Origin of the sequence: Acinetobacter sp. C13 (assembly GCF_016809775.1) — a bacterium.
Classification (GTDB): Bacteria; Pseudomonadota; Gammaproteobacteria; order Pseudomonadales; family Moraxellaceae; genus Acinetobacter; species Acinetobacter pittii.
Map to the genome: position 1 here is coordinate 64,642 of NZ_JAFBJL010000002.1, position 23,712 is coordinate 88,353.

At 39.6% G+C, this 23,712-nt stretch carries 23 protein-coding genes; 17 read left to right on the forward strand and 6 right to left on the reverse strand.

Annotated features, from left to right (window positions below; all coding sequences use genetic code 11):
• Window positions 1-29: 29 nt before the first annotated feature.
• The 4 genes from JGE69_RS05570 to JGE69_RS05585 all read left to right on the forward strand — a co-directional run bounded on the left by JGE69_RS05570 (window position 30) and on the right by JGE69_RS05585 (window position 3,166).
• The gene (locus JGE69_RS05570; protein ID WP_069123910.1) at window positions 30-449 is read left to right on the forward strand and encodes a hypothetical protein; all 420 of its coding nucleotides are present in this window, start codon (window positions 30-32) and stop codon (window positions 447-449) included.
• Window positions 450-585: 136 nt separating this feature from the next.
• Window positions 586-1,329, forward strand: coding sequence for a hypothetical protein (locus JGE69_RS05575; RefSeq protein WP_199113260.1), 744 nt, complete (start codon window positions 586-588; stop codon window positions 1,327-1,329).
• 211 nt (window positions 1,330-1,540) lie between these two features.
• A complete protein-coding gene (locus JGE69_RS05580) occupies window positions 1,541-1,966 on the forward strand; it encodes a hypothetical protein (protein ID WP_060464887.1) in 426 nt (141 codons plus the stop codon).
• 645 nt (window positions 1,967-2,611) lie between these two features.
• A complete protein-coding gene (locus tag JGE69_RS05585) occupies window positions 2,612-3,166 on the forward strand; it encodes a TetR/AcrR family transcriptional regulator (protein WP_199113165.1) in 555 nt (184 codons plus the stop codon).
• Between the two features lie 100 nt (window positions 3,167-3,266).
• On the opposite strand, the gene JGE69_RS05590 is transcribed toward JGE69_RS05585, so the two are convergent.
• Both JGE69_RS05590 and JGE69_RS05595 read right to left on the reverse strand, forming a co-directional pair.
• Window positions 3,267-3,872: a nitroreductase family protein gene (locus JGE69_RS05590; protein ID WP_199113163.1), complete on the reverse strand. Its 606-nt coding sequence runs from the start codon at window positions 3,870-3,872 to the stop codon at window positions 3,267-3,269.
• Between the two features lie 37 nt (window positions 3,873-3,909).
• Entirely contained in the window at window positions 3,910-4,692 is a 783-nt protein-coding gene (locus tag JGE69_RS05595) for an SDR family NAD(P)-dependent oxidoreductase (protein WP_199113161.1), read from the reverse strand.
• Between the two features lie 123 nt (window positions 4,693-4,815).
• Here JGE69_RS05595 and JGE69_RS05600 point away from each other — a divergent pair, with 123 nt between their 5' ends.
• Entirely contained in the window at window positions 4,816-5,382 is a 567-nt protein-coding gene (locus JGE69_RS05600) for a TetR/AcrR family transcriptional regulator (RefSeq protein ID WP_199113159.1), read from the forward strand.
• Here the strand turns inward: JGE69_RS05600 and JGE69_RS05605 are convergent.
• Window positions 5,379-6,536 (reverse strand): glycerate kinase, encoded by a 1,158-nt coding sequence (locus JGE69_RS05605; protein WP_199113157.1) that lies wholly within the window; start codon window positions 6,534-6,536, stop codon window positions 5,379-5,381. The genes JGE69_RS05600 and JGE69_RS05605 overlap by 4 nt on opposite strands.
• Window positions 6,537-6,935: 399 nt before the next feature.
• On the opposite strand from JGE69_RS05605, the gene JGE69_RS05610 reads away from it, so the two are divergent.
• The 5 genes from JGE69_RS05610 (at window position 6,936) to epmA (ending at window position 12,871) form a co-directional block, all read left to right on the forward strand.
• Window positions 6,936-9,344, forward strand: a complete 2,409-nt coding sequence (locus JGE69_RS05610; RefSeq protein ID WP_199113155.1) for an FdhF/YdeP family oxidoreductase — start codon at window positions 6,936-6,938, stop codon at window positions 9,342-9,344.
• Window positions 9,345-9,422: 78 nt separating this feature from the next.
• On the forward strand, window positions 9,423-10,214 hold the full coding sequence (gene fdhD / locus JGE69_RS05615) for a formate dehydrogenase accessory sulfurtransferase FdhD (protein ID WP_033847932.1): 792 nt from the start codon (window positions 9,423-9,425) through the stop codon (window positions 10,212-10,214).
• 119 nt (window positions 10,215-10,333) lie between these two features.
• Window positions 10,334-10,726 (forward strand): YkvA family protein, encoded by a 393-nt coding sequence (locus tag JGE69_RS05620; RefSeq protein WP_199113153.1) that lies wholly within the window; start codon window positions 10,334-10,336, stop codon window positions 10,724-10,726.
• Between the two features lie 106 nt (window positions 10,727-10,832).
• Window positions 10,833-11,900, forward strand: coding sequence for a 4-phosphoerythronate dehydrogenase (locus JGE69_RS05625; protein ID WP_199113151.1), 1,068 nt, complete (start codon window positions 10,833-10,835; stop codon window positions 11,898-11,900).
• Window positions 11,897-12,871, forward strand: a complete 975-nt coding sequence (gene epmA, locus JGE69_RS05630) for an EF-P lysine aminoacylase EpmA (RefSeq protein ID WP_039759715.1) — start codon at window positions 11,897-11,899, stop codon at window positions 12,869-12,871. Before JGE69_RS05625 ends, epmA begins: the two co-directional genes overlap by 4 nt.
• 58 nt (window positions 12,872-12,929) lie before the next feature.
• Here the strand turns inward: epmA and JGE69_RS05635 are convergent, their stop codons facing one another.
• Both JGE69_RS05635 and radA read right to left on the reverse strand, forming a co-directional pair.
• Window positions 12,930-13,901, reverse strand: coding sequence for a Tim44 domain-containing protein (locus JGE69_RS05635; RefSeq protein WP_199113149.1), 972 nt, complete (start codon window positions 13,899-13,901; stop codon window positions 12,930-12,932).
• Window positions 13,902-13,983: 82 nt separating this feature from the next.
• On the reverse strand, window positions 13,984-15,372 hold the full coding sequence (gene radA, locus JGE69_RS05640) for a DNA repair protein RadA (protein ID WP_005073053.1): 1,389 nt from the start codon (window positions 15,370-15,372) through the stop codon (window positions 13,984-13,986).
• A 344-nt stretch (window positions 15,373-15,716) separates the two neighbouring features.
• Between radA and JGE69_RS05645 the strand changes: the two genes are divergently transcribed.
• The 7 genes from JGE69_RS05645 to JGE69_RS05675 all read left to right on the forward strand — a co-directional run bounded on the left by JGE69_RS05645 (window position 15,717) and on the right by JGE69_RS05675 (window position 23,041).
• Window positions 15,717-17,240, forward strand: a complete 1,524-nt coding sequence (locus JGE69_RS05645; RefSeq protein WP_199113147.1) for an alanine/glycine:cation symporter family protein — start codon at window positions 15,717-15,719, stop codon at window positions 17,238-17,240.
• A 298-nt stretch (window positions 17,241-17,538) separates the two neighbouring features.
• On the forward strand, window positions 17,539-18,945 hold the full coding sequence (locus tag JGE69_RS05650) for an amino acid permease (RefSeq protein WP_014207418.1): 1,407 nt from the start codon (window positions 17,539-17,541) through the stop codon (window positions 18,943-18,945).
• 140 nt (window positions 18,946-19,085) lie between these two features.
• A complete protein-coding gene (gene lptM / locus JGE69_RS05655) occupies window positions 19,086-19,310 on the forward strand; it encodes an LPS translocon maturation chaperone LptM (RefSeq protein ID WP_001255198.1) in 225 nt (74 codons plus the stop codon).
• Between the two features lie 22 nt (window positions 19,311-19,332).
• Window positions 19,333-20,583, forward strand: a complete 1,251-nt coding sequence (gene lysA, locus JGE69_RS05660) for a diaminopimelate decarboxylase (protein ID WP_031987390.1) — start codon at window positions 19,333-19,335, stop codon at window positions 20,581-20,583.
• Window positions 20,584-20,588: 5 nt separating this feature from the next.
• Window positions 20,589-21,434, forward strand: coding sequence for a diaminopimelate epimerase (gene dapF / locus JGE69_RS05665; protein WP_000923480.1), 846 nt, complete (start codon window positions 20,589-20,591; stop codon window positions 21,432-21,434).
• Window positions 21,435-21,513: 79 nt separating this feature from the next.
• Complete coding sequence (locus tag JGE69_RS05670) at window positions 21,514-22,437, forward strand: ADP-ribosylglycohydrolase family protein (RefSeq protein ID WP_199113145.1); 924 nt, start codon at window positions 21,514-21,516, stop codon at window positions 22,435-22,437.
• Between the two features lies 1 nt (window position 22,438).
• Entirely contained in the window at window positions 22,439-23,041 is a 603-nt protein-coding gene (locus JGE69_RS05675) for an alpha/beta fold hydrolase (protein WP_199113143.1), read from the forward strand.
• A 44-nt stretch (window positions 23,042-23,085) separates the two neighbouring features.
• Here the strand turns inward: JGE69_RS05675 and JGE69_RS05680 are convergent, their stop codons facing one another.
• Window positions 23,086-23,709 (reverse strand): LysE family translocator, encoded by a 624-nt coding sequence (locus JGE69_RS05680; RefSeq protein WP_039759701.1) that lies wholly within the window; start codon window positions 23,707-23,709, stop codon window positions 23,086-23,088.
• Between the last annotated feature and the right edge of the window lie 3 nt (window positions 23,710-23,712).

Sequence of the window (23,712 nt, forward strand, 5' to 3'; positions counted from 1 at the left end):
AACAAAAAATTATGTATGAGTTTTAGTAAATGAATAAAACAATTTTTAGCTTAATTTTTGCTACCTGTGCAGCTTTTTCAAATAGTATTCAAGCAGAAGAAGTTTATTATCAACAAGAAGATATCGCTTATGCTTTTGAACTAGATTCAATCGAATTTTATTTACCAAGTAAAAGTAAATTTAAAATTACTGCTACCAGAAAACTAGTTGGCGTACCCGAAACAAAGTTTTATACAGGTGATTTTGATAAAGATAATATTGCACAATACCACATGGCTTTTGACTGTTCACATAAGACGATAAAGATTTTAGACTTTATGATTGGTGATAAAAATAATGGTGAACTTAAGTATAAGAGCGATAAAAAGAGTGAAGTAATGAAAGCCACGGGTGATAATGATTTAGCTATGCTTAATTTAGTGTGTGAAAATGCTAAGGCTATAAAATAGTGTCTGTGAATTATAAGGCTTGTTTTAATACACGTATATACAATTTTCTTGGCGGCCCACCTTTGAAAAATATGAAGTTAAAGATTTAAAAATTATGATACCGGTACAGCCATTCTCTTTTTTCGCAATTTTTCTGTTGTTTTTTGTTCCATTAATTGGTGTTGTACTAACACTAGGCTTGTTGGTGAAATTAATATTCTTTTGGCGAAAGAAGGCGCAAAAGCCTGTTAGGTTTTTTTCTCGAAAAATATTATTCATTACGCTGTTGGCATTGATATGTGATCTGTGGGCTGGTTATTTATTTTATATGATTGCATCGGTAGGGTATGATTTTGCGCTTAAAGAGCATTATAAAGAAAGTCGCAGTCATTTCGTTTTATCTCAAGATGCCCAATATGGTGAACTGTTGATTCCCAAAGGGAGCTTAATCAGTCGTTATGATGCTTTTGATAATGGTGAGCCTCAATTACCCTTGAGTTTACGGGGATTACAAGCTGTACGTTTTCCTCATCCTGTACAAGTCGCTGGAATGTGGGTAACTGCGATGGAACCTCCTCGAATGGAATTGGCATGGGATCAGCATGTGGGTCCAGTTATGCGCTTTGATCCTAATGAAGAAAATGGTTATGGTAAATGGGTTTACGATACGAAGCGTCCCACCATCGCTTGTTCTCGTGGGGACATCGTACTGTTTGAAATTCCATCCATTCATTATGATATTGCAAAAGAATTTGGTAAACCTGAACCCGATGGAGCTAATGCACGTTTTCGTCCGAGTGAGTGGGGTGTTCAAGAATGTGAAAAAGGTCAAGGGCCAATTAAAGTTAGTCCAGCATATACGGGAACTAAGCCCAAAAAACCTTGGTTTCGACCTTACTGAAAAGCTCTATTCGACCTCTTCAGAGATTAAGTCGGCAGTCTTATGCATTGTTGGAGTAATTAATAAAGAAAGTTCTAAGTTTAAAAAAACAGTTGGTGTTGTGGTTGCAGCAAAGAGAGGTTTATAAATTATTTAGTGTTGAATTAAATATTTTATACGATGAAAAGCTCTTAATGTATCCTTATAAAATTCTAGTAATTTGAGTAAATTTATGTGGGACACGGTCATTTCTATTTCTATTTTTGATCATTGGCTTTCAGAAGTAGAAGCTGATCAATCGAATATCATTTGCTACGACATCTCATTGAAAAATAATAGCTTGGATGAATATTTAAATGGCGAAGAAAAATTCTTAAACTTTTACTATCAACTTTTTGATGAGTATTCTTTTAAAGATAATAAAAAAATAGATTTTGATGAATATAAAACCACTGTTATACAAAGTCTAAGAGAACATCGATTAATGGATATGTATGTTCAAAATGGAAGAATAAGGCTACAAGGTGGATTTGATAGGACTGATCAGCTCTTTTTAGCTAATAGATCTTTGATCCCAGATATTATGAAAAAACTAGAAATAAGTAAATTACACGTTTTAGAGACAACGAGTTATGAAAACTATTTAAAATTAACCTAATGGAGCTTATACGAAGTCTTTCTAGCTCAAATAAAACAGCCTCTTAAGGCTGTTTTATTTTCCCTTTATAAACCTCACTTAAACAATAACTCACGCATTATTTATCCTTACTTTTTAATGATCTAAATTAAAACAAATGTCATTTTGTGTGCTTGACTGCAAAAGGGCGGAGCACTATTCTTTGCCTGCTGGCCACATTGCCAGCCGGTTTTAGCAGACCGTGCTCAAGAACATTGAAAAAATTCATTTTTTGATGTAGACCCGTTCGTCTCCCTTTTTGTAGCGGTAGGACGGAAGGGGGACACCTTCGGGTGTGCTGGGTCTTGAGCCAGTCTGCTAACCCCCTTTCGTTCTGCCACCATAATTCTATAAATGTCTGGCAGAACTCCCAATAAAAAGGAGTTGGCTTTGCACATTCTTAATTTCTTGGCAGCCTTTGCCAAAGTCTATATCGACACGACTTAAATCTATAAGCAGCTTGATAGCGATTAGCGCTTTCAGGCTTTAATTCGTCGCGACCAAAAACTTAATCAACAATAAAACTTGAGATGTGCAAAACACAGTCTTAACGGCTTTGCTATGCCTTTTTTTCTCCCAAAAAAGTATCTCATTTATCTACAACAATAATTTTATAATGGTAAAACTATGCCACATTTAGTGATCTCCCCACGTGCCATCCAAGTCGTAAATAAATCAATTGATCTGTTTCACAACCACGGATTTCATACGGTTGGAGTCGACAGAATTGTGAAAGAGTCTCAAATTCCAAAAGCGACTTTTTATCATTACTTTCACTCTAAAGAGCGATTTATTGAAATCTGCATGATCGTGCAAAAAGAACGTTTAAAAGAAAAAGTAGTTTCAATGGTTGAGTACACCAGTCAAACAAGTGTGATGGATAAACTTAAGAAACTTTATGTTTTACACACCGATTTGGAGGGACTTTACTATCTATTATTTAAAGCAATTTTTGAGATCAAACTGACCTATCCAAAAGCCTATATCACCGCAATGAGATATAGAACATGGTTGCTTAATGAAATCTATAGTCAGTTAATAAAACTAAAAAAAGATGTTTCCTTTCAGGACGCCAAATTATTTTTATATATGATTGAGGGAACCATTATTCAGCTTTTAAGCTCGTGTCAAGTAGGGGATAGAGAGATGATATTAGACTGTTTTTTGAAGCAGTTTAAATAGGATTCAAAGTCCGCTTTAAAACGTTTGCCAAATTAAAGGCTTCCATCTATTTATAAAAAAATGAACAAATGGGATGAAAGCCTAAAATCTGACTAAAAACTTAGAATGTATTTTGAATAATTACATCGTCGTAAGGAAGTTTGCCCACGCGTGGGTAAGGCTCGGAAGCCGACTTACCAACAGCAATCATTAAACACACCACATGATCTTCAGGTAAGTTAATGAGCTTTGCCATTGCGTCAAAGTCAAAACCATCCATAGGGCAACTGTCTAAATCATGCTCTTGAGCAAGTAACATTAAAGTTTGAGCAAAAATACCAGCACTACGCATAACTTCGTCACGTTGGGTTTGTGGACGGTCACGGTAATATTGGTCAATTGCGCCAACCATAATATTTTGAACTTCCGGAGAAGCCCCATCCCATACACGCTTAGCATCAACTTCCCATGTATTTACTTTTGCACACAACACAATCAGTAATGATGACTCTGTAACTTGTGGTTGATCCCAAGCAATGGTGCGAATTTTTTGTCTTAACTCAGTATCTTCAATGATGACTGGACGCCAATGTTGTAAGTTAAAAGCGCTTGGCGCATTGGCTAAAACTTCTTGTAATAACTGCTTTTTGTTATCTTCAGAAAGTTGAAAAGCAGGGTCGAAGCGTTTAACTGCGCGGCGGTTACGGATGGCATCAATAACATTCATAAGATTTTCCTACTTAAGAGTTGGGTAGCGGTACTCGTTAGTTTTTATAACGTTGGGCTAGATCAGCCGAAGAAAAGTTTGGTAGTAATGTGATACGTGATTTTTCAAAATTATTCCATTGATTTTCGTCTTTCAGCACAGGAATTGTAATCGTTTCTTTACGGTCAAAACCAATCAGAGCCGCATCGACCAAATCATTGACATCCATTAATGGTGGGACTTGGCTTAAGTCGATGCCAGAACGTTCCCAAATTTCGGTTTTAGTAGCAGAAGGCAATACGGCTTGAACATGCACGCCATGATCTTTTAATTCTAAATATAAGCCTTGGCTAAAAAATTGGATGAAAGATTTACTTGCACCATAAATGGTAGAACCTAATTCAGGGGCTAATCCAAGCACAGAGCCTAAATTAATAATGGCACCTTTACCTTTATGTATAAGTGTTTGCGAAATTGCATGAGACAAACGAACAACTGCAGTCATATTTAAAGTAATGAGTTTTTCAATATCTTTAATATCTTGAGTTAAAAAGGTTCCGTTTAGTGCAATGCCAGCGTTATTTACCAAAATTTCAATATCAGCATCATTTTTGAGTACATCTTCAATTTTACTGATGTCTTGATCGTTTGATAGATCGGCTTGAATGAACTCGACTTGTACGCCGTATTTTTCTTGAAGATCTTTTGAGATTTTATCTAGGCGGTTTGTGTCTCGTGCCACCAAGATTAAGTTATGGCCACGTTGAGCAAATCGGTCTGCATAGACAGAACCAATTCCTGACGAAGCTCCTGTAATAAGTACTTTTGATTGAGCTGACATGTGATGTCTCCACGCTTTAATTTTTTAGATGATGATCATAATCTAAAATATATAATTTTTGATGTCAATCATAATCAATGTATAATTGTGACGAGTAGAGTGAGTAAAAGTGGGTAGGCCAACATGAAAGTCAGTAAAACTCAGGTAAAAGAAAACCGAGAAAAAATTGTTGAAAAGGCGACTCAACTGTTTCGTAACAAAGGCTACGACGGTGTCGGCATTGCTGAATTAATGTCTAGCGCAGGCTTTACTCATGGTGGGTTTTATAAACATTTCAGTTCGAAAACAGACCTTGTCTCAATTACTGTTAAACATGGGCTTGAGCAGGTTTTAAAAAGAATAGAAGGTTTAAATTTAGCTCAATTTATTCAGCTTTATGTGTCCCGTACCCATCGAGACAATCGAGATTTGGGATGTACCTTAACAGCGCTATCTTGTGATGCTGCAAGACAGCCGGACGAAGTAAAAGTCGAGTTTGAAGAGGGCATTGAGCAACTTATTCAGTTCATTATGAATGAACGTGCAAAACAAGTTTCTTTGGAAGCGCCAGAGTTGAGAAAGCAAGCTATTAATATTCTTGCTCAATCCGTAGGGGCAATTGCCTTGTCTCGCGCATGCCCAGACCAATCCTTGCTTAGCGATGAAATATTGGAAAGTTGTAAAGAGAGTCTTTTAAAGTTAGCCGATTAAACTTTTTTATCTCTCAAACTGGTTTGGCTAAGCTGAATTAACCTCCCAATATCCACTGTGCGCTCATAAATGAGTTCTGCTGCATGTTCACAGGCTTGTTCTAATGTGATGGGGCCATTTGCTAGTGAAAATGCAGCCGTAACGCCGTGCTCATAAAGTGCTTGATAGCCTTGGCCTAAAGTTCCTGCAATCACAATGACAGGGATGCCATGAGCTTTTGCAATTTGGCTTACCCCAAAAACGGTTTTACCGCTTAAGGTTTGCTGGTCAAATTTACCTTCACCTGTAATAACCCAATCTGCATGAGCAATTTTATGTTCAAGTTGATTCAGTTCACCTACGACTTTAACTCCAGCTTTAAAATCTGCATTTAAATAACTTTTGGCTGCAAAGCCCAAACCACCAGCAGCACCAGAACCCGCTTCATCTCGTTTGTCGAAACCTAAAAGTTGTGCCGAGACATCGGCAAAATGGGCAAGCGCTTGATCAAGTAACTTTACTTGAGTAGGGGAAGCCCCTTTTTGTGGGCCAAAAATATGAGATGCGCCGTTTGGACCGCAAAGTGGATTGGTCACATCGGCAGCTAGTAAAAACCGCGTGTGCTGAATACGAGAGTCGAAATGTGTTAAATCAATTTTTGATAGGTTGCCTAGAGCGAGGCCACCTGCGGGTAAAACCTTTTGGTTGGCATCGAGCAAAACAGCACCCAAAGCACTCAGTAATCCTGTGCCGCCATCATTAGTCGCACTACCGCCCACAGTTAAAATAATGTCTTTTGTACCTGCGTCTAAAGCATCCAAAATGAGTTGGCCTGTTCCAAACGTTGTGCTGTGGCAGGCATCACGTTCTGAGGGTGGAACTAACTGTATGCCGCTGGCTTGAGCCATTTCAATGATGGCGATTTTTTGTTTTTCTAACCAGCCCCATTTTGCTTGAACAGGCTGACCTAATGGCCCAACCACCGTTTTTTCACGCCATTGACCATCGCAGACTTCTAAAACAGCTTCAATGGTTCCTTCACCGCCATCTGCCATTGGACATAAAACAGTTTCCGCATGAGGAAAAATTTCTTGCCATCCTTTGGCAATGGCCTGAGCTACGTTTAAAGCAGTTAAGCTGTCTTTAAATGAGTCAGGAGCGATCACAACCTTCATAAGTGCTCTAATGTGGATAGATTTTTAATTGTTTTATACTGCTTAATCCAAAAAAACCATACATAAAGACATGTAAGCATCAATTTCAAAGAGTTTCTCTTCTGTTAAGAATGAAAACTAATAATGTTTTGATCTGTAAAAGGCGGAGTTTCTATCTTTTTAACTTATTGTTTTATATATTTTTCTATAAATAGCGTGGTTGGCTTGAATGATTGTAATTGTAAAAAATATGGCACATATTATAAGAACAGTTGAGCCAGCTTTTTAAAATATGGTGAATAACATACCAAGCGGACTCTACCCCCAAGCTAGACAGCAGTGATTCTTAATATAAGCATAATTAAATTGTGGTTCTATTAGATCTGTTGAATGCCTAAGAAGAATCAAGAGGATGACAAAGTGGATAATTCAGAAGAACAAAAGCACATACAGGAAAATAACGGTTTTGCGCGAATTGAGCCATATACTCATCCTGCTGGCGGGTGGGGCGCACTGCTAAGTGTTGCTCGAAACTTAAAGCGACAAGATATTTTAGGTAAAGGTTCAATTACCTTACTCAACATTAACCAACCTACAGGTTTTGACTGTCCCGGTTGTGCATGGCCAGAAAAGAAAGATGCTCATGCATTTAACTTCTGTGAAAATGGTGCAAAAGCAGTTGCCTTTGAAGCAACCAGTAAAACAGTGACTCCTGAATATTTCGCAGGACATACCGTCAGTTGGCTGTCAGAGCAAAGTGACTTTTTTCTAGAAGACTTGGGCCGTTTAACCGACCCTGTTCGCTATGATGCTGCAACCGATAAATATGTGCCTATTTCATGGGACGATGCATTTAAACTCATTGCTCAACATTTACACGCGCTAGACAACCCAGACCAAGCGGCATTTTATACCTCTGGCCGTGCCAGTAACGAAGCAGCATTTTTATATCAATTGTTTGTGAGAAGCTTTGGTACAAATAACTTTCCAGACTGCTCGAACATGTGTCATGAAACCACAAGTGTTGGCTTACTTGACTCGATTGGTTTAGGAAAAGGCACAGTCACCCTAGAAGACTTTGACGTAGCTGATGCTATTTTTAGTTTTGGTCATAACCCCGGCACCAACCATCCACGTATGTTAGGTACTTTACGTGAAGTGTCTAAACGCGGCGGCAACATTATTGCGATTAACCCAATTAAAGAGCGAGGTCTTGAGCGTTTCCAAGACCCACAAGCACCGCTTGAAATGATGACCAACGGCAGTACGCCAATTAGTCGTTATTATTTCCAGCCGAAAATTGGCGGTGACTATGCACTCATGTTAGGGATGTTAAAGCACTTAAATGAGTGGGATAAAAAAACACTTGCCTCAGGTAAACCAAGTGTTTTTGACCGAAACTTTATCGCGGTGAATACCGTTGGTTTTGATGAGATGATTGCTGAGGTTGAAAGAACTGAATGGGCAGATATTTATAAACACTCAGGGTTATCGCCTGACCATTTAGAAAAACTTGCCAAGCTCTTTTTAGATTCAGAGCGCTCCATTTTCTGTTGGGGTATGGGTATCACGCAACACCGCCACGGCACAGCTAACGTACATATGCTGGCAAATTTATTGTTGGCGCGTGGTCAAATTGGTAGACCTGGTGCAGGGCTATGTCCAGTTCGTGGACACAGTAACGTGCAAGGCGACCGAACCATGGGTATTAATGAACTGCCTAGCCCTAAATTACTCGACAACATTGACCGTGTGTTCGGTATTAAATCACCGAGAAAAAATGGGCATGGTGTTGTTGAAACCATTAAAGCCATGGCTGAAGGCGAGGTCAAAGTCTTTATTGGTTTGGGCGGAAACTTTGCGGTTGCAACGCCTGATACACCATATACTCAAGAAGCGCTTAGAAAATGTAATTTAACCGTTCATGTAGCCACTAAGTTAAATCGTAGCCATTTGGTGTGTGGTAAAGATGCACTTATTTTGCCATGTTTAGGGCGTACCGAAATTGATGAGCAGCTTCATGGCCCACAAGCAATTTCAGTTGAAGATTCAATGAGTAATATTCATTTGTCAGCAGGGCGTAACGCTCCAATTTCTGACAATATTTTGTCTGAACCAGATATCGTCGCCCGAATGGCCGAAGCAGTGCTTCCAGACAGCCAAATTAAGTGGAAGTGGTATATCGAAAGTTATGACCGTATCCGTGACTCTATTGCCGATGTCTTTGATGAGTTCCATGACTTTAATTTACGCGTCTATAAACCGGGCGGTTTTCATCTAGAGCATCCAGCCAATCAGCACATCTGGAATACAAAAAGTGGTAAAGCGCAGTTTATGATTACACCGCTGAGTGAGGTGTATGCCGATAAGGAAAATCAGTACGCTGCCGCATATACCGACAGTAAAGTTTATACCTTAATGACCACGCGTTCTCATGATCAATACAACACTACTCTATATGGTCTAGATGACCGCTATCGTGGGGTCTTTGGGCAACGCCGTGTGTTATTTATGAACCAAGCTGATATTGATGAAGCTGGTTTTGAAGCAAACCAATGGGTTGATATCGAAAGTGTTTTCTCGGACGGTGTAAAACGTATCGTGCATAGTTTCCGTATTGTGCCGTACAACATTCCGCGAGGCAGCTTGGCCGCTTACTATCCGGAAACTAATCCTTTGGTGGCGTTAAGCAGTCATGATAAATATGCCAAGATTCCTGCTTCAAAAAGTGTTCCTGTGATTTTGCATCCCGGAAATGCGCCAGAGCATTTTAACTTGGCAACAGCAGTTGCGCCTGAAGACGCTGATAAGAAAGTAAGCAACCTTTAATCAAAGGCAATATTAAAAAATGTCATCCAAACAAATGGCGCTCTAAACAAGCGCCGTTTTGAAATAAAGGAAATAATTTTGACACCACATTCCTATGGGGTTGAAACATTACCAGTACAGCGGTTTAACAAAAACGACTCTGAAAATGTTTTAGATCATATTGTGCAAGAGTACCCAATTGCCTTGGTGTATAACGACATTTCGCATGCGGTGATGATGGCGACACCAACAGATGTCGAATTATTTGCCAAAGGTTTTAGTCTCTCAGAAGGCATTTTAACCAGCTTAAAAGAGCTATATGCACTTGATGTACATCAAAATGAACTGGGCATTACGGTAGAAATGACTATTTCATCGAGAGCATTTGCTGCCTTAAAGGAACATCGCCGTATGATGGTCGGTCGTACAGGGTGTGGTTTGTGTGGAATTGAGAGTTTAGAGCAGTTTCAGTTAGACGTTCCTAAAATTACAACGCATGCATCAAAAATATGGCTTGAGCAAATTCCGAGTGCTATTTCCCATTTAAAAGCCCAACAAGAAATTACCGCTTTAACGGGTGGCGCACATGCGGCAGCATGGGTGGTTGATGGGCACATCGTCGCTTTATTTGAAGATGTTGGCCGCCATAATGCCCTAGACAAATTACTCGGTTATTTAGCGCAAGAAAACTACGACACCAGTTTAGGTTTTGTGGTGATGACCAGTCGGGCAAGTTATGAACTTATACGAAAATGTGCTCAGCTGAACATCAGCCTATTGGCGTCAATTTCAGCACCTACCAGCATGGCCATTCAATTAGCCAAGCAATCTGGCCTGACTTTGGCAAGTTTTTGTAGGGGAGACAGATTTGTTTTATATACAGAAATTTAAAATATATTGTTCAAGATGATGGACCTAAAATGAAGCTCATCTAACATTTCTTTGGCTTTTAAGCTAAGGATAGGTTTTATGGATTATTATAAAACTCTAAAGGTTCAGAGTCTGTCCAAATGTCTTGGTTACAATCACTAAAAGAATGGGCAAAACGTCTAAAAAAACAGATTATTATGCTTTGGTTTGCATCAAAGCATCCTCAAATGCCATGGTTCCCAAAAGTTATTGCTGTGGTGGCTGTGGCTTATGCCTTTAGTCCAATCGATTTAATTCCAGATTTTATTCCTATTTTAGGCCTTTTAGATGAGGCCATCATTCTACCGATGCTCATTTGGTTAGCTGTTCGTTTTACACCTCAACAAGTCATTTTAGATGCGGAACAACAAGCTGAAGAATGGCTAGATCAACAGGAGCGTCGGCCTCAAAATTATTTGGTTGCTGTGTTGATTATTCTAGTTTGGATCACACTGGCCTTGATGGCCTATTTCTACTTTGGTGTTGGCTTGTAATTTGCAAACCGTCAAAGTTTAGAATCGTGAATTTAAAGGCATTAACATTGTGCTTTGCTACAACTCAAAGGATAATAACGTTTTTATAAGCTATGAGTTGCAGACAATGAAAATCGTCGCAGATGAAAACTTGGCATTTACCGATTACTTTTTTTCAGAATTTGGCGATATTCAACACAAAGCAGGGCGTACTTTAACCCATGCAGATGTAAAAGATGCTGAAGCTTTATTGGTTCGTTCGGTTACTGCAGTTAACGCAAGTTTAATTGAAAACACAGTATTAAAATATGTGGGCAGTGCCACAATCGGGACCGATCATTTAGATATTGCGGCGTTAGAAAAACAAGGAATTACATGGGCAAATGCGGCTGGTTGTAATGCCCAAGCGGTTGCTGAATATGTCATTACTGCTTTAGTTCATTTAGATGCAAACCTTTTAGAACAACAAGAAAAATTTACCCTAGGTATTGTTGGCCTTGGCAACGTCGGTAAGCGTTTGGTCTATATGGCTCAGTTACTTGGTTGGAATGTAATTGGCTTTGACCCATATGTGAAACTAGACACAATTGAAAATGTAAGCTTAGAAACTTTGTTGCAACAAGCCAACGCAATTTCAATTCATGTGCCGCTGACCAAAAACGGTGAACATCCTACATATCATTTGTTTGATGAAAAAGCTTTCGCAGCGCTTCAACCTGACACAATTTTAATTAATAGTGCACGTGGTCCAGTCGTGAAAGAAGCCGCTTTAATGGAAGACATTCAACGTACCCAGCGTAAAGTGGTGCTTGATGTATTTGAGCATGAACCAGTCATATCAGAAGAACTCATAGACATGTTGGCTTTAGCAACACCGCATATTGCTGGTTATAGCCTTGAAGGAAAAGCCCGCGGTACACAAATGATTTATGAAGCGTTTTGCCAAAAATTTGGATACGACATTAATAAGCGGTTTGAAACTCAACTACCTGCATGCGAAGACTATTTTTCAGGACATGATTTAAAAGTGGTGTTAAAGCAAAAACTATCTCAAATTTATGATATTGCTCAAGATGATGCCAACATCCGTGCCTGTGTTAAAGACGGCAAAGTAGAGCAAAAAGCATTTGATTTATTACGTAAGAATTATCCGCTGCGCCGTGAATGGGCAGCACATGGGGGACCACAGGCATGAGTTTAAGTTATCAACCTACTTGTTCAATTGATGCCTTAAAAGCACGTGCCAAGCTCTACACCCAAATTCGTCAGTTTTTTGCTGAACGTGGTGTTATGGAAGTCGAGACACCAATCGTTTCACAGGCAGGTGTCACCGATGTACATTTAGCTTCGGTTCAGGCTTTGCGTCATATTAACGGCAAATTGCAAACTCAATATTTACAGACTTCACCAGAGTTTGCCATGAAGCGTTTATTGGCGAGCGGTAGTGGGCCGATTTACCAGATTTGTAAGGTGTTCCGTGATGATGAACACGGGCGTAAACACAACAGTGAATTTACCATGCTTGAATGGTATCGCCCCGGTCTAGACTTAAAAGCGTTAATGCATGAAACAGCCGATTTATTGCAAACCTGTTTGCAGCATCGTTTTGGTGAAGTTCGTCCGTTTATTTTAAGTTATAAACATGCCTTTCAAGATCGACTTGATATCAACCCGTTGCAAGCGACTTTGAAGCAACTCAAAGATACCGCAAATCGTGTGGGGTTAAATCTCGACTTGGGCGATGATCGCCTAGCTTACATGGATTTGTTATTTTCTCATTTTGTTGAACCAAGTTTAGGTTTTGATGCTCCAGTTTTTTTAACTGACTTTCCACCAGAAATGGCCTCTTTGGCAAAAGTGAAAGTAGATGAAGATGGGGAAGAGGTCGCGGCGCGTTTCGAGGTTTATATTGAAGGCTTAGAGCTAGCCAATGCCTACGATGAATTGCTTGATGCAGACGTGTTACGTTCACGCTTTGAAGCAGATAATGCAGAGCGGGCTAAGCAAGGGCTTCATGTTATGCCTTTAGATGAGCATTTGTTAGCAGCATTGCCTCATATGCCGGAATGCTCAGGAATTGCTTTAGGTGTAGACCGTTTACTCATGGTTGCAATGGATCAGGTCAAAATCGAAAAAGTAGTTACCTTTCCAGCGGAAATTGCTTAAACGCTGACAAATAAAAAAGCCACAATATTGTGGCTTTTTTATTTAGGATTTATTTAGCTTAAGCTTGTTGAATACCTGCAACAACCCAGTCTTGCTGAGAGCCAGCAGGCTTAACAAAGTGCCAGATTTCGGTAAACGGTTGTGGCAAGCTGTTTAGATCTTCACTTACTGTGCCAGTGAAACGTACGCTTACTACGTATTGACCATTTTCAGTCGCACTGTCTACAACCATCGCATTCAAGTTACTAAATTCAGCAACGTCTTGATCTTGGTTTTCCATGATGTCGTTATACATTGAACTATAAAGTTCTGGTGTTAAGTAACGGCGAATTTCTTCAATGTTACTTGCAGTATTCATCGATTGGATGTGATTAAAACGTTGACGTGCAATACGTAAGAACGCAGCAGGTTCACTACCATCTGGAAGTTGATTGCCATTGCTCGTTGTTACACCGCCAAAAGGCGCTTGTGTTGATGCACCGCCACCCACAGATTGACCAAAGATATTTGTATTATCGCCGGCATTACGTGGAGCTGCTTGTGGTGCAGCAGAACGGCCAAATGGGTTTTGACCGTTACTATTTGGTGCGTAAGGGTTGTTACCTGCTAATTTTTTTTTTGATCCCAATTTACGGAATACAAAGAAAGCAAGAGCTGCGGCAAGCAATACCCAAATCCAACCTGGGATTCCACCTTTTTTCTCTTCTTGAGCTTGAGCCTGAGTGGCTTGCTGTTCAGTTGATGTCGGTTTGTCATCAGCTAAAGCATTTGCTGCAACAGCACCTACGGCAGCACCAGCCACACCAGCTGCAACCATTGAACCAACGCCTGGACCAGATTTCTGAGGCGCGGTAGTGGTTTGTTGAACTGGAGTCACTTGACGAGGTTGTTGATAAGACTGGCTTGAAGTAGTCGAACGTGCCATACCGTGGCTTTTACCACCACCTGCACGTTTAGCTTCAGCAAGAGGAGAAATTGCTAAAGCAGCCATTAAAATACCGGTAATCAAGCCACGCTGGTGTACTTCCATAGGAAATTCCTGTTTAAAGTTAATTTGTAATAGTATTTATGCAGGCTTTTACTCTAAATTTCAACTATAAAAGTATGTTTTTTTATGTCAATTCATCACTGAGTTGCATAGCTTCTGTCAATGCTTCATGCAAGCGCGCAACAGCAATAACTTGTACGCCCGGAATTGCCTTTTGTGGGGCGTTTCCTCTTGGTAAAATGACATATTTAAAGCCATGTTTTGCTGCTTCTTTTAAGCGTTCCTGACCGTTAGGAACAGGGCGAATTTCACCAGAAAGACCAACTTCACCAAAAACTGCAAGCTGTTGGGGCAAGGCTTTGGTACGTAAACTTGAAGCACATGCAAGTAAAACAGCCAAATCAGAACCTGTTTCAGTAATTTTTAAGCCACCTACAATGTTGACGTATACATCTTGTCCAGTGGTTTGCACGCCGCCATGACGATGCATTACAGCAAGCAGCATATTTAAACGGTTTTGTTCAAGACCAAGTGCAACACGTCGAGGTTGTCCTTGAGCATCATCAACTAAAGCTTGTACTTCGACCAAAAGAGGGCGAGTTCCTTCACGGCTAATCATCACAATTGAACCGGGAATCGCTTCATCATAACGACTTAGGAAAATAGCGGAAGGATTGGCCACTTCACGTAAGCCTTTATCAGTCATGCCAAATACGCCAAGCTCATTCACTGCACCAAAACGGTTTTTAACAGCACGAATCATGCGATAGCGAGAATCCGATTGACCTTCAAAGTAAAGTACGCAGTCCACCATATGCTCTAAAACACGCGGACCTGCCAGTGCACCTTCTTTGGTCACATGACCAACAATGAATAGCGCTGTGCCACTATTTTTTGCATAACGGGTTAATAAAGCAGCAGATTCACGAATTTGTGAAACACCACCCGGAGCAGATTGGAGGGTTTCTGTATAAAGGGTTTGAATCGAATCTAGAATAGCGACTACAGGTTTTTCTTGTTCTAAAACTTCACAAATGCGTTCTACACAGGTTTCTGCCATGACTTTTAATTGGTCAGTTGGCAGGTCAAGACGTTGCGCACGAAGCGCCACCTGAGATAAAGACTCTTCACCCGTAATATAAAGTGCAGAGCTTTTTGCGCTTGCCATGTGCGTTGCAGTTTGCAAAAGAATGGTTGATTTACCAATACCAGGGTCACCACCAATCAGCACCACAGAACCGGTCACCAAACCGCCGCCAAGCACTCGGTCAAATTCGCTAATACCTGTAGGTAAACGGGTTTCATGCGAAACTGAAACTTTATTTAGCGTTGTAATGTTAGCAACTTGACCCGCATAGCCCCCAATTTTAGGACGCGCACGGTGAGCAGTGGTTGGCTCAAGTTTAACTTCAGTCAGAGAATTCCATTCACCACACTCTGAGCATTGACCAGCCCATTTAAGATGATCGGCACCACATTGCTCGCAACGGTAAACAGTTTTGACTTTACTCATAAAAAATTGAAATTTTGCTCGATATTATATAAATATAGTTCTTAGGAAGTTCTTCATTCTTGTTTCCTAAAATTTTCATAAAAGATAATGAGGAAATTTGAAGGGATCTTCTAAGGAACTAATAAGGGAAAGACATCAAAAATAACACGATATTGGATTTTTACAAGTCAGATAAAGTTTGTTTTCAATGGTTATAAAAAATCTAATCTATTCCCCAAGGAAGGTGTTTTTACTGGAGTATGTATCTAGCTGTTTATTATAGATATGGCATGGATATTGCTGAAGTGAAAACGAACAAAATAATATGAGTATTGTATTTTTAGAAATACAAAAGGTTGATATCTATGAGTGCAGCAGAAATTGTTGATTGGGTAAATAGTATTATATGGAGTAAGGCGCTTATCTATTTATGTTTAGGCGTTGGTTTATTCTTTTCTATTTTGACAAGATTTGTTCAGGTCCGCCAAATTAAAGAAATGGCTAGACTTTTAATAAAAGGTACTTCTTCAGAGCAGGGCGTTTCATCTTTTCAGGCATTATCAGTATCTTTAGCAGGTCGTATTGGTGTAGGTAACATTGCGGGTGTTGCAGCAGCAATTGGCTTTGGTGGACCCGGTGCAGTTTTTTGGATGTGGATGGTTGCATTCTTTGGTGCTGGTACAGCTTATGTAGAATCGACACTTGGTCAGCTTTATAAAGTTGAGTATCAGGGACAATATCGCGGTGGCCCAGCATTTTATTTTGATAGAGGTTTAGGTCAGCGTTGGTTAGGAATTGTATTTGCTATTGCAGCAATTGTCGCTTGTGGTTTGTTTTTACCGGGTATTCAAGCCAATGCAGTAGGTAAGGCATTTACACAGATTACAGGTGAAGGCGCAATTGTTTTTGGTGATGTTGGTGTCTATAAACTCGTTGCTTTGGTCGTCGTGATTGGTTTGCTGGCTATCCTCATCTTCGGTGGGATTAAACGAATTGCTCAGTTTGCTGAACTGGTTGTACCTTTCATGGCAATTGGTTATTTCCTCATGGCTGTTATCATTGTTGTGGTTAACATCTCAGATCTTCCAAAAGTATTAAGCCTGATTTTTACAGATGCATTTACTCCAATGGCAGGTCTTGGTGCTGCAATCGGTTGGGGGGTCAAACGTGGTGTTTATGCCAATGAGGCAGGCCAAGGAACAGGACCACACGCAGCAGCGGCAGCTGAAGTTCAACATCCAGCTCAACAAGGTTTAGTACAATCTTTTTCAATTCACTTTGATAGTATAATTGTTTGTTCTGCTACTGCATTTATGATTTTAATGACAAGCCAATATAATGTTCAGGGGGCTTTAGAAGCAGGTCAATTCATTGTTCAAAATGTTCCTGCCTCGACTGAAATTGGTTCTCCTGCATTTACACAAATGGCGGTGAGCACTATTTTTGGTAATTTTGGTCAGATCTTTGTTGCTTTAGCCGTATTCTTCTTTGCTTTCACCACTATCGTAGCTTATTACTATATTGCAGAAACAAACCTTGCTTATTTGAGCTACATTACAAAATCACCGTCATTATTGTTCATTGTGAAATGTTCAATCATTCTTGCTGTAGGTTATGGTCTACTGAGTGCCACAGGCTATATCTGGGGTATAGGTGATATTGGTGTCGGCTTAATGGCATGGATTAATATTATTGGTATTGTTGTAACGTACTTTATTTATAAACCAACGATTAAGGTGTTAAAAGATTACGAAGAACAACAAAAAGCGGGAGTAAAAGAGTACACATTTGACCCTATTAAATTAGGAATTAAAAATGCGACATTCTGGGAAGAGCGCTTGAAGAAAAAACAAGAATTGAATGTGCAAGTTAAGAAAACAGGAAGCTAGAGTTTAACAGCCAAATAGCTAAAAAGGTGGTCATATTGACCACCTTTTTTTATATGAGATTGATCATTAAATGAGAAACTGGATGTTCCAAAAAGTGCGTTGTATTGCTAGGGGCTTGTGCGTATTATCGGATTTAATTGTATGTAGCTTGGAATCATCAGCAATACAGACAAAATTGGTTAGCTGAAAAGTTGTCAAAAAATATACATTTAAAAGATACCTGCAAATGGTGCGATATCGTCTTTTTGATTTGAATTTAGCTAACGGACTAAAAAAATTACTGGAGTGTATTTATAAAATGTCGAATCAAAATCTGAGCGAGCCTCATGAACAAGGTGAGCTCCATCGAAGCCTCTCAAATCGGCATTTACAGCTGATCGCGATTGGTGGTGCAATTGGTACCGGATTATTTATGGGATCAGGCAAAACAATTAGCCTTGCTGGTCCGTCGATCTTATTCATTTATTTGATTATTGGTGTGATGGTGTTTTTTGTCATGCGTGCGCTTGGCGAATTACTTCTTTCAAACCTTGCCTATAAATCATTTATTGACTTCACAACAGATTTAATCGGTCCATGGGCAGGTTATTTTGTAGGGTGGACATACTGGTTATGTTGGATCACGATTGGTATCGCTGACCTCTCTGCAATTATCTACTACTTACAATTCTTCAATAATGGTCTACCTTTCTCGCCTGTCGAAGGGGCGATGATCAGTGTTGCCGCGATTGTATTTATTATGGGTTTAAACCTGTTAACAGTTCGCTTGTTTGGTGAGTTAGAGTTCTGGTTTGCGCTCATTAAGATTCTTGCGATTATTATTTTAATCGCTGTGGGTCTATGGATGATCTTTACAGGCTTTACCTCAAGTACAGGTGAAGTTGCATCATTTACTCATCTCTGGGCTAACGGTGGCTTCTTCCCAACAGGTGTACATGGTTTCTTGGCAGGCTTCCAGATTGCAATCTTTGCTTTTGTTGGTGTAGAACTTGTGGGAACAACCGCTGCGGAAACGAAAGACCCTGCACGTAACTTACCAAAAGCAATTAACTCAATTCCAATCCGTATCATTATTTTCTACGTATTGGCATTATTGATTGTGATGTCTGTAACACCTTGGAATAAAATTGATCCAGCCATCAGTCCATTTGTGAACTTGTTTAGTCAAGCAGGTGTGGCAGCAGCAGCCATCCTGATGAACTTGGTGGTGTTATCATCAGTGATGTCATCAATGAACAGTGGTGTCTTCTCAACAAGCCGTATGTTATTTGGTTTATCTCGTGAAGATCAGGGTCCAAAAGCTTTTGGTAAGCTGAACAGACGTGCGGTACCGGCAAATGCATTGTATTTCTCTGCTGCGTGTTTATTGTTAGGTGCAGCATTACAGTATTTTGTACCAAATACAGTTGAAGCATTTACGCTTGCAACAACACTTTCAACGATTCTCTTCATCTGCGTGTGGTTGCTTATTATTTGGAGTTACATCCGTTATTACACCACGCGTCCTGAACTGCATGCCAAATCAACATTTAAATTGCCTGGTGGCTTATTTACATGTTGGATCACGATTATTTTCTTTATTGGTATGATTTACGTATTGTCTTTAGAGCCAGATACTTTTAAAGCGCTTAAAGTCAGCCCAATTTGGTTTGTTATCTTGATCATTGGTTATTTCTTCTTCTATAAACCACGTCATAAAAAATAATTAAATTTATTTGGTTATGATGAAACGCTGGCTGAAAAGCTGGCGTTTTTTATGCATATTGTTTTTCTATTCAAGTTTACTCTTTAGCCGCTTGCCTGATCACGGTATACTGCATCGAATTGTTTAAATCAGGTGCTCAGATGCGTCGTGTCATTTGCCTCATCAGTTTATTGAGCAGCAGTATTTTGCTTAGCGCTTGCGGTCAGTCAGGAGCATTGCAGCTACCTTCTGATCCAAATTATGACAAACGTGCAAAATACTTGCTCTATCGTAATAAAGAACAGAAACAAGTTGTGCAACAAGATGAACAGGCTGAACAGTCAGTCGAATCATCAGCCGCTCAACCACAAACTACATCACCTTAAGCTTTGAAATAAGGACACCTTCATGAGTTTCACCCGCATTAATGGAGTATTGCATGCAGAGCAATGTTCTCTAGAGCAGCTTGCGCAGCAATTTGGCACACCGTTATATGTTTATTCAAAAGCAGCTTTTGAAAAACATTATTTAGATATGGATCGTGCCTTTGACTTTATTGATCATCAAATTTGTTTTGCGGTGAAATCTAACTCAAATATAGCTGTTCTTAATGTCTTGGCAAAACTTGGTGCGGGTTTTGACATTGTGTCTGGTGGTGAGCTAGCACGTGTTTTAAAAGCAGGTGGCGATGCTTCTAAAATTGTTTTTTCAGGTTTAGGTAAAACTGAAGCTGATATTGAAACGTCATTAAATGTAGGTATTGCCTGTTTTAATGTCGAGTCTTATGCAGAGTTGGACCGTATTCAAAAAGTAGCAGCTCGCCTAGGCAAAAAAGCGCCTATTTCTTTACGTGTAAATCCTGATGTCGATGCAAAAACGCATCCTTATATTTCAACAGGATTAAAAGAAAATAAATTTGGTATTCCAAGTGATGCAGTTTATGAAACTTATCAATATGCTGCATCTTTACCTAACCTTGAAATCGTAGGTATTGATTGCCACATTGGTTCACAGCTCACTGAAACTAAACCATTTGTTGATGCTTTAGACCGTGTCATTGTGATGATTGATGAGTTGAAAAAACTAGGCATTAATCTGAAACATATCGATATCGGTGGTGGTTTAGGGGTTTGTTATAAAGATGAAACACCGCCAACTGTTGAAGAATATGCAAACTCTATGAAGCCGGCTTTAGAAAAATTAGGCTTGAAAGTTTATATGGAGCCGGGTCGTAGCATCAGTGCAAATGCAGGTGTACTTTTAACCAAAGTTGATTTGCTTAAACCAACGACGCATCGTAACTTCGCGATTATTGATGCAGCAATGAATGATTTAATTCGTCCTGCTTTATATGAAGCTTGGATGGATATTCAACCTGTTGTACCACGTACAGATACCGAAGAAAAAACTTGGGATTTGGTTGGTGCAATTTGTGAGACAGGTGATTTCATTGGTAAAGACCGCTCACTTGCATTACAAGAAAATGACTTGTTGACTGTACTTGGTGCCGGGGCTTATGGTTTTGTCATGAGCTCAAATTACAACACACGTGGCCGTGCAGCAGAAGTCATGGTATCAGGTGAAAAAAGCTATTTAATTCGTGAACGTGAAACGGTTGAGTCGCTTTGGGAAAAAGAACGTTTATTGCCTGAGGAGTAAATGAGATGTTATTAGAATTTACCAAAATGCATGGTTTAGGCAATGATTTCATGGTAGTTGATTTAATTAGCCAAAGAGCTTATTTAGATACAGCAACAATTCAACGTTTGGCAGACCGACACTTTGGTGTGGGGTTTGATCAGCTTTTAATTGTTGAACCACCAGATGTACCCGAAGCTGATTTTAAATACCGTATTTTCAATGCAGATGGTTCTGAGGTTGAGCAATGTGGTAATGGTGTGCGTTGTTTTGCCCGTTTTGTCCACGAACGTCATTTAACCAATAAAACCAACATTACCGTACAAACCAAAGCGGGTATTGTAAAGCCAGAGCTTGGGCAAAATGGTTGGGTGCGCGTAAATATGGGTTACCCAAAGTTTCTGCCAAATGAAATTCCATTTGTGGCTGATGAACCTGAAGCTTTATATACCCTTGAGTTGGCAAATGACCAAAACATTAGTATTGATGTTGTGAACATGGGTAACCCACACGCGGTCACTATTGTTCCAGATGTGCTTACTGCTGATGTAGCAGGTATTGGCCCGCAAGTTGAATCACATAAACGTTTCCCTGAACGCGTTAATGCTGGTTTCATGCAAGTGATTGATGACAAGCATGTTCGCTTACGTGTATTTGAACGTGGTGTGGGTGAAACACTTGCGTGTGGTACAGGAGCTTGTGCTGCTGCGGTAAGTGGCATGCGCCGTGGTCTACTTGCGAACTCTGTAGAAGTTGAACTTGCTGGCGGTAAGCTACAAATTGAATGGCAAGAAGGCGATGTGGTCTGGATGACTGGTCCAACAACTCATGTATATGATGGGCGTTTGGATTTACGTTATTTCCAAGGCTAAGTAAGATTTGTCTCAGGGGAAAGATCTTAAAATAAGGTCTTTCCCCTTTATTTTTACAAGAATAAATATTGAGAGAAAAATGCTAAATAAAATTAGAGGAGCAATTTATGGTCTGCTGATTGGTGATGCAGTCGGTGTACCATATGAATTTCATTCAGCTTTGCAGCTTCCACTTTACTCACATATTGATATGATTCCACCTAAAGATTTTAGGCGAACTTATCCAGATATTCCAATTGGAACATGGTCAGATGATGGAGCTCAGGCTCTATGCTTATTGGCATCACTATTACATTGTCAAAAACTCGATAGCATCGATTTTGCTAACCGTCTTCGCAATTGGTACCGTTATGGTTATATGGCGGTTGATTATCAAGTGTTTGATATTGGAGTGCAAACTGCTCAGGCGTTACAACGTTATGAAGCTGGGGTGTCTGTAGAAGAGATGGCTAATACAGATGAACATTCGAATGGTAATGGAGCGTTGATGCGCACATTACCTTTGGCATTATGGTATAGGGGATCTGATCAGCAATTAGTTGAGTTAGCCTATCAGCAGTCTCATTTGACCCATGCTCATCTTCGATCAAAAATTTGCTGTGCTTTATATTGCTTATGGGCAAAGTATTTATTGAAAGGACAAACAGTTAATGATGCTTGGAAATCTAGTATTTCCATATTGATGCAACTTTATGAAAATAGTGTTAATGAACAACAAGAACTCAATCATATTATTGATTCAACACATGAGAAAAAAATATCGGGCAGCGGTTACGTAGTGGATTGTTTACATTCAGCTCGTTTCGCTCTGCAACAAGATAATTATGAAGATGTCATTAAAACAGCTATTGCTTTAGGACAAGATACTGATACAACCGCTTGTGTTGCAGGAGGATTGGCAGGAATCGTGTTTGGATATGAAGGGATACCACAAATATGGTTACAGCAGTTAAGAGGGAAAGAAATACTAAAACCATTATTAACCCAATTAGAAGAAGCATGATATGAATTTAATTTTCTTACCCGGTGCATCAGGCAGTACGACATTTTGGCATCCCTTAATTGGAAAATTACCTCAGCATTACCAGACAAAAATTATTGGTTACCCCGGTTTTGGAGATATACCAGAATCTCCTCGGGTTAAAAATTTTGAAGAATTAACCAACTATGTTCTTGATCAAATTTATGATGAGTCTGTAATTCTTGCTCAATCAATGGGTGGGATTTTTGCCGTTGCCGCAGCGCTAAAAAAACCTCATTTGGTGAAAGGGGTGGTCTTGATCGCAACTTCAGGTGGAATCAACCTTAAACGATTTAATGTTCAAGACTGGCGTGAAGCATACCGCCAAGCATTTTTAAAATATCCTGATTGGTTTATTACGACGAATGCCAACTATGAAGAATTTCTGACAGATATAAATGTCGAAATCTTATTAATCTGGGGCGACCAAGATCCAGTAAGCCCAGTTGAAGTGGGAACATACTTAAATCAGATATTTAAAAATTCAAGGCTGCATATTGTTAAAGGTGGAGATCATCAGTTGGCAGAAAAACATGCCTATGAAGTGGCCGCACAAATTAAAGATTATTTAAAAAAGATGATGTAAGTCTTTTAAAAAGCGTGCTATGTGTTAGCACGCTTTTTTTAATTTTATCTTTTACTCAAAGCTAATTTCAAAGCAAACAACACAAAAATACTGCCAGTAATTCGGTCCATATATTTCACAAATTTAGGTTGCTTAAGATAACGTGACAGTGGTTGCATAGCCAAAATTAATAAAGTTGACCATAACATTCCAATCACCACATGAATCATTACCAGTCCCATCACCCAAGTAACTGCTGATGCTTGTGGTGGAATAAACTGTGGAAGAAATGAAATATAAAAAATACCAACTTTGGGATTAAGTAAATTACCCAAAAAGCCTTTAATAAACCAATTTTGTGAAGGAGAGGTATTTGAACTATTCTCTTGAATATCTGCAAGTTGGCTACGTGGTTTTAAAATCATATTTAAACCTAACCATGCTAGATAAGCTGCTCCCATCCATTTTAGAATATTAAAAGCGAGATCAGATGCCATGAGCAAAGCACCTAGACCACAGGCAACCATAATTCCCCATACAATACAGCCAAGGCTAATGCCGACCGCTGCTTGAAACGCTTTCGATTTACCTTCAAGTGTTGCTGTACGAATAATTAAAGTCGTATCCAGACCCGGGGTCAGTGTAAGTAAGGTAATCGCAATTAAATAAGGAATGAGTATGGTGGTCATGGC

Coding starts and splice junctions, on each gene's coding strand:
- JGE69_RS05570 (WP_069123910.1), top strand. CDS start 30: ATGAATAAAACAATTTTTAGCTTAATTTTTGCTACCTGTGCAGCTTTT.
- JGE69_RS05580 (WP_060464887.1), top strand. CDS start 1,541: ATGTGGGACACGGTCATTTCTATTTCTATTTTTGATCATTGGCTTTCA.
- JGE69_RS05585 (WP_199113165.1), top strand. CDS start 2,612: ATGCCACATTTAGTGATCTCCCCACGTGCCATCCAAGTCGTAAATAAA.
- JGE69_RS05590 (WP_199113163.1), bottom strand. CDS start 3,872: ATGAATGTTATTGATGCCATCCGTAACCGCCGCGCAGTTAAACGCTTC.
- JGE69_RS05595 (WP_199113161.1), bottom strand. CDS start 4,692: ATGTCAGCTCAATCAAAAGTACTTATTACAGGAGCTTCGTCAGGAATT.
- JGE69_RS05600 (WP_199113159.1), top strand. CDS start 4,816: ATGAAAGTCAGTAAAACTCAGGTAAAAGAAAACCGAGAAAAAATTGTT.
- JGE69_RS05605 (WP_199113157.1), bottom strand. CDS start 6,536: ATGAAGGTTGTGATCGCTCCTGACTCATTTAAAGACAGCTTAACTGCT.
- JGE69_RS05620 (WP_199113153.1), top strand. CDS start 10,334: ATGTCTTGGTTACAATCACTAAAAGAATGGGCAAAACGTCTAAAAAAA.
- JGE69_RS05625 (WP_199113151.1), top strand. CDS start 10,833: ATGAAAATCGTCGCAGATGAAAACTTGGCATTTACCGATTACTTTTTT.
- epmA (WP_039759715.1), top strand. CDS start 11,897: ATGAGTTTAAGTTATCAACCTACTTGTTCAATTGATGCCTTAAAAGCA.
- JGE69_RS05635 (WP_199113149.1), bottom strand. CDS start 13,901: ATGGAAGTACACCAGCGTGGCTTGATTACCGGTATTTTAATGGCTGCT.
- radA (WP_005073053.1), bottom strand. CDS start 15,372: ATGAGTAAAGTCAAAACTGTTTACCGTTGCGAGCAATGTGGTGCCGAT.
- JGE69_RS05645 (WP_199113147.1), top strand. CDS start 15,717: ATGAGTGCAGCAGAAATTGTTGATTGGGTAAATAGTATTATATGGAGT.
- JGE69_RS05650 (WP_014207418.1), top strand. CDS start 17,539: ATGTCGAATCAAAATCTGAGCGAGCCTCATGAACAAGGTGAGCTCCAT.
- lptM (WP_001255198.1), top strand. CDS start 19,086: ATGCGTCGTGTCATTTGCCTCATCAGTTTATTGAGCAGCAGTATTTTG.
- lysA (WP_031987390.1), top strand. CDS start 19,333: ATGAGTTTCACCCGCATTAATGGAGTATTGCATGCAGAGCAATGTTCT.
- dapF (WP_000923480.1), top strand. CDS start 20,589: ATGTTATTAGAATTTACCAAAATGCATGGTTTAGGCAATGATTTCATG.
- JGE69_RS05670 (WP_199113145.1), top strand. CDS start 21,514: ATGCTAAATAAAATTAGAGGAGCAATTTATGGTCTGCTGATTGGTGAT.
- JGE69_RS05675 (WP_199113143.1), top strand. CDS start 22,439: ATGAATTTAATTTTCTTACCCGGTGCATCAGGCAGTACGACATTTTGG.
- JGE69_RS05680 (WP_039759701.1), bottom strand. CDS start 23,709: ATGACCACCATACTCATTCCTTATTTAATTGCGATTACCTTACTTACA.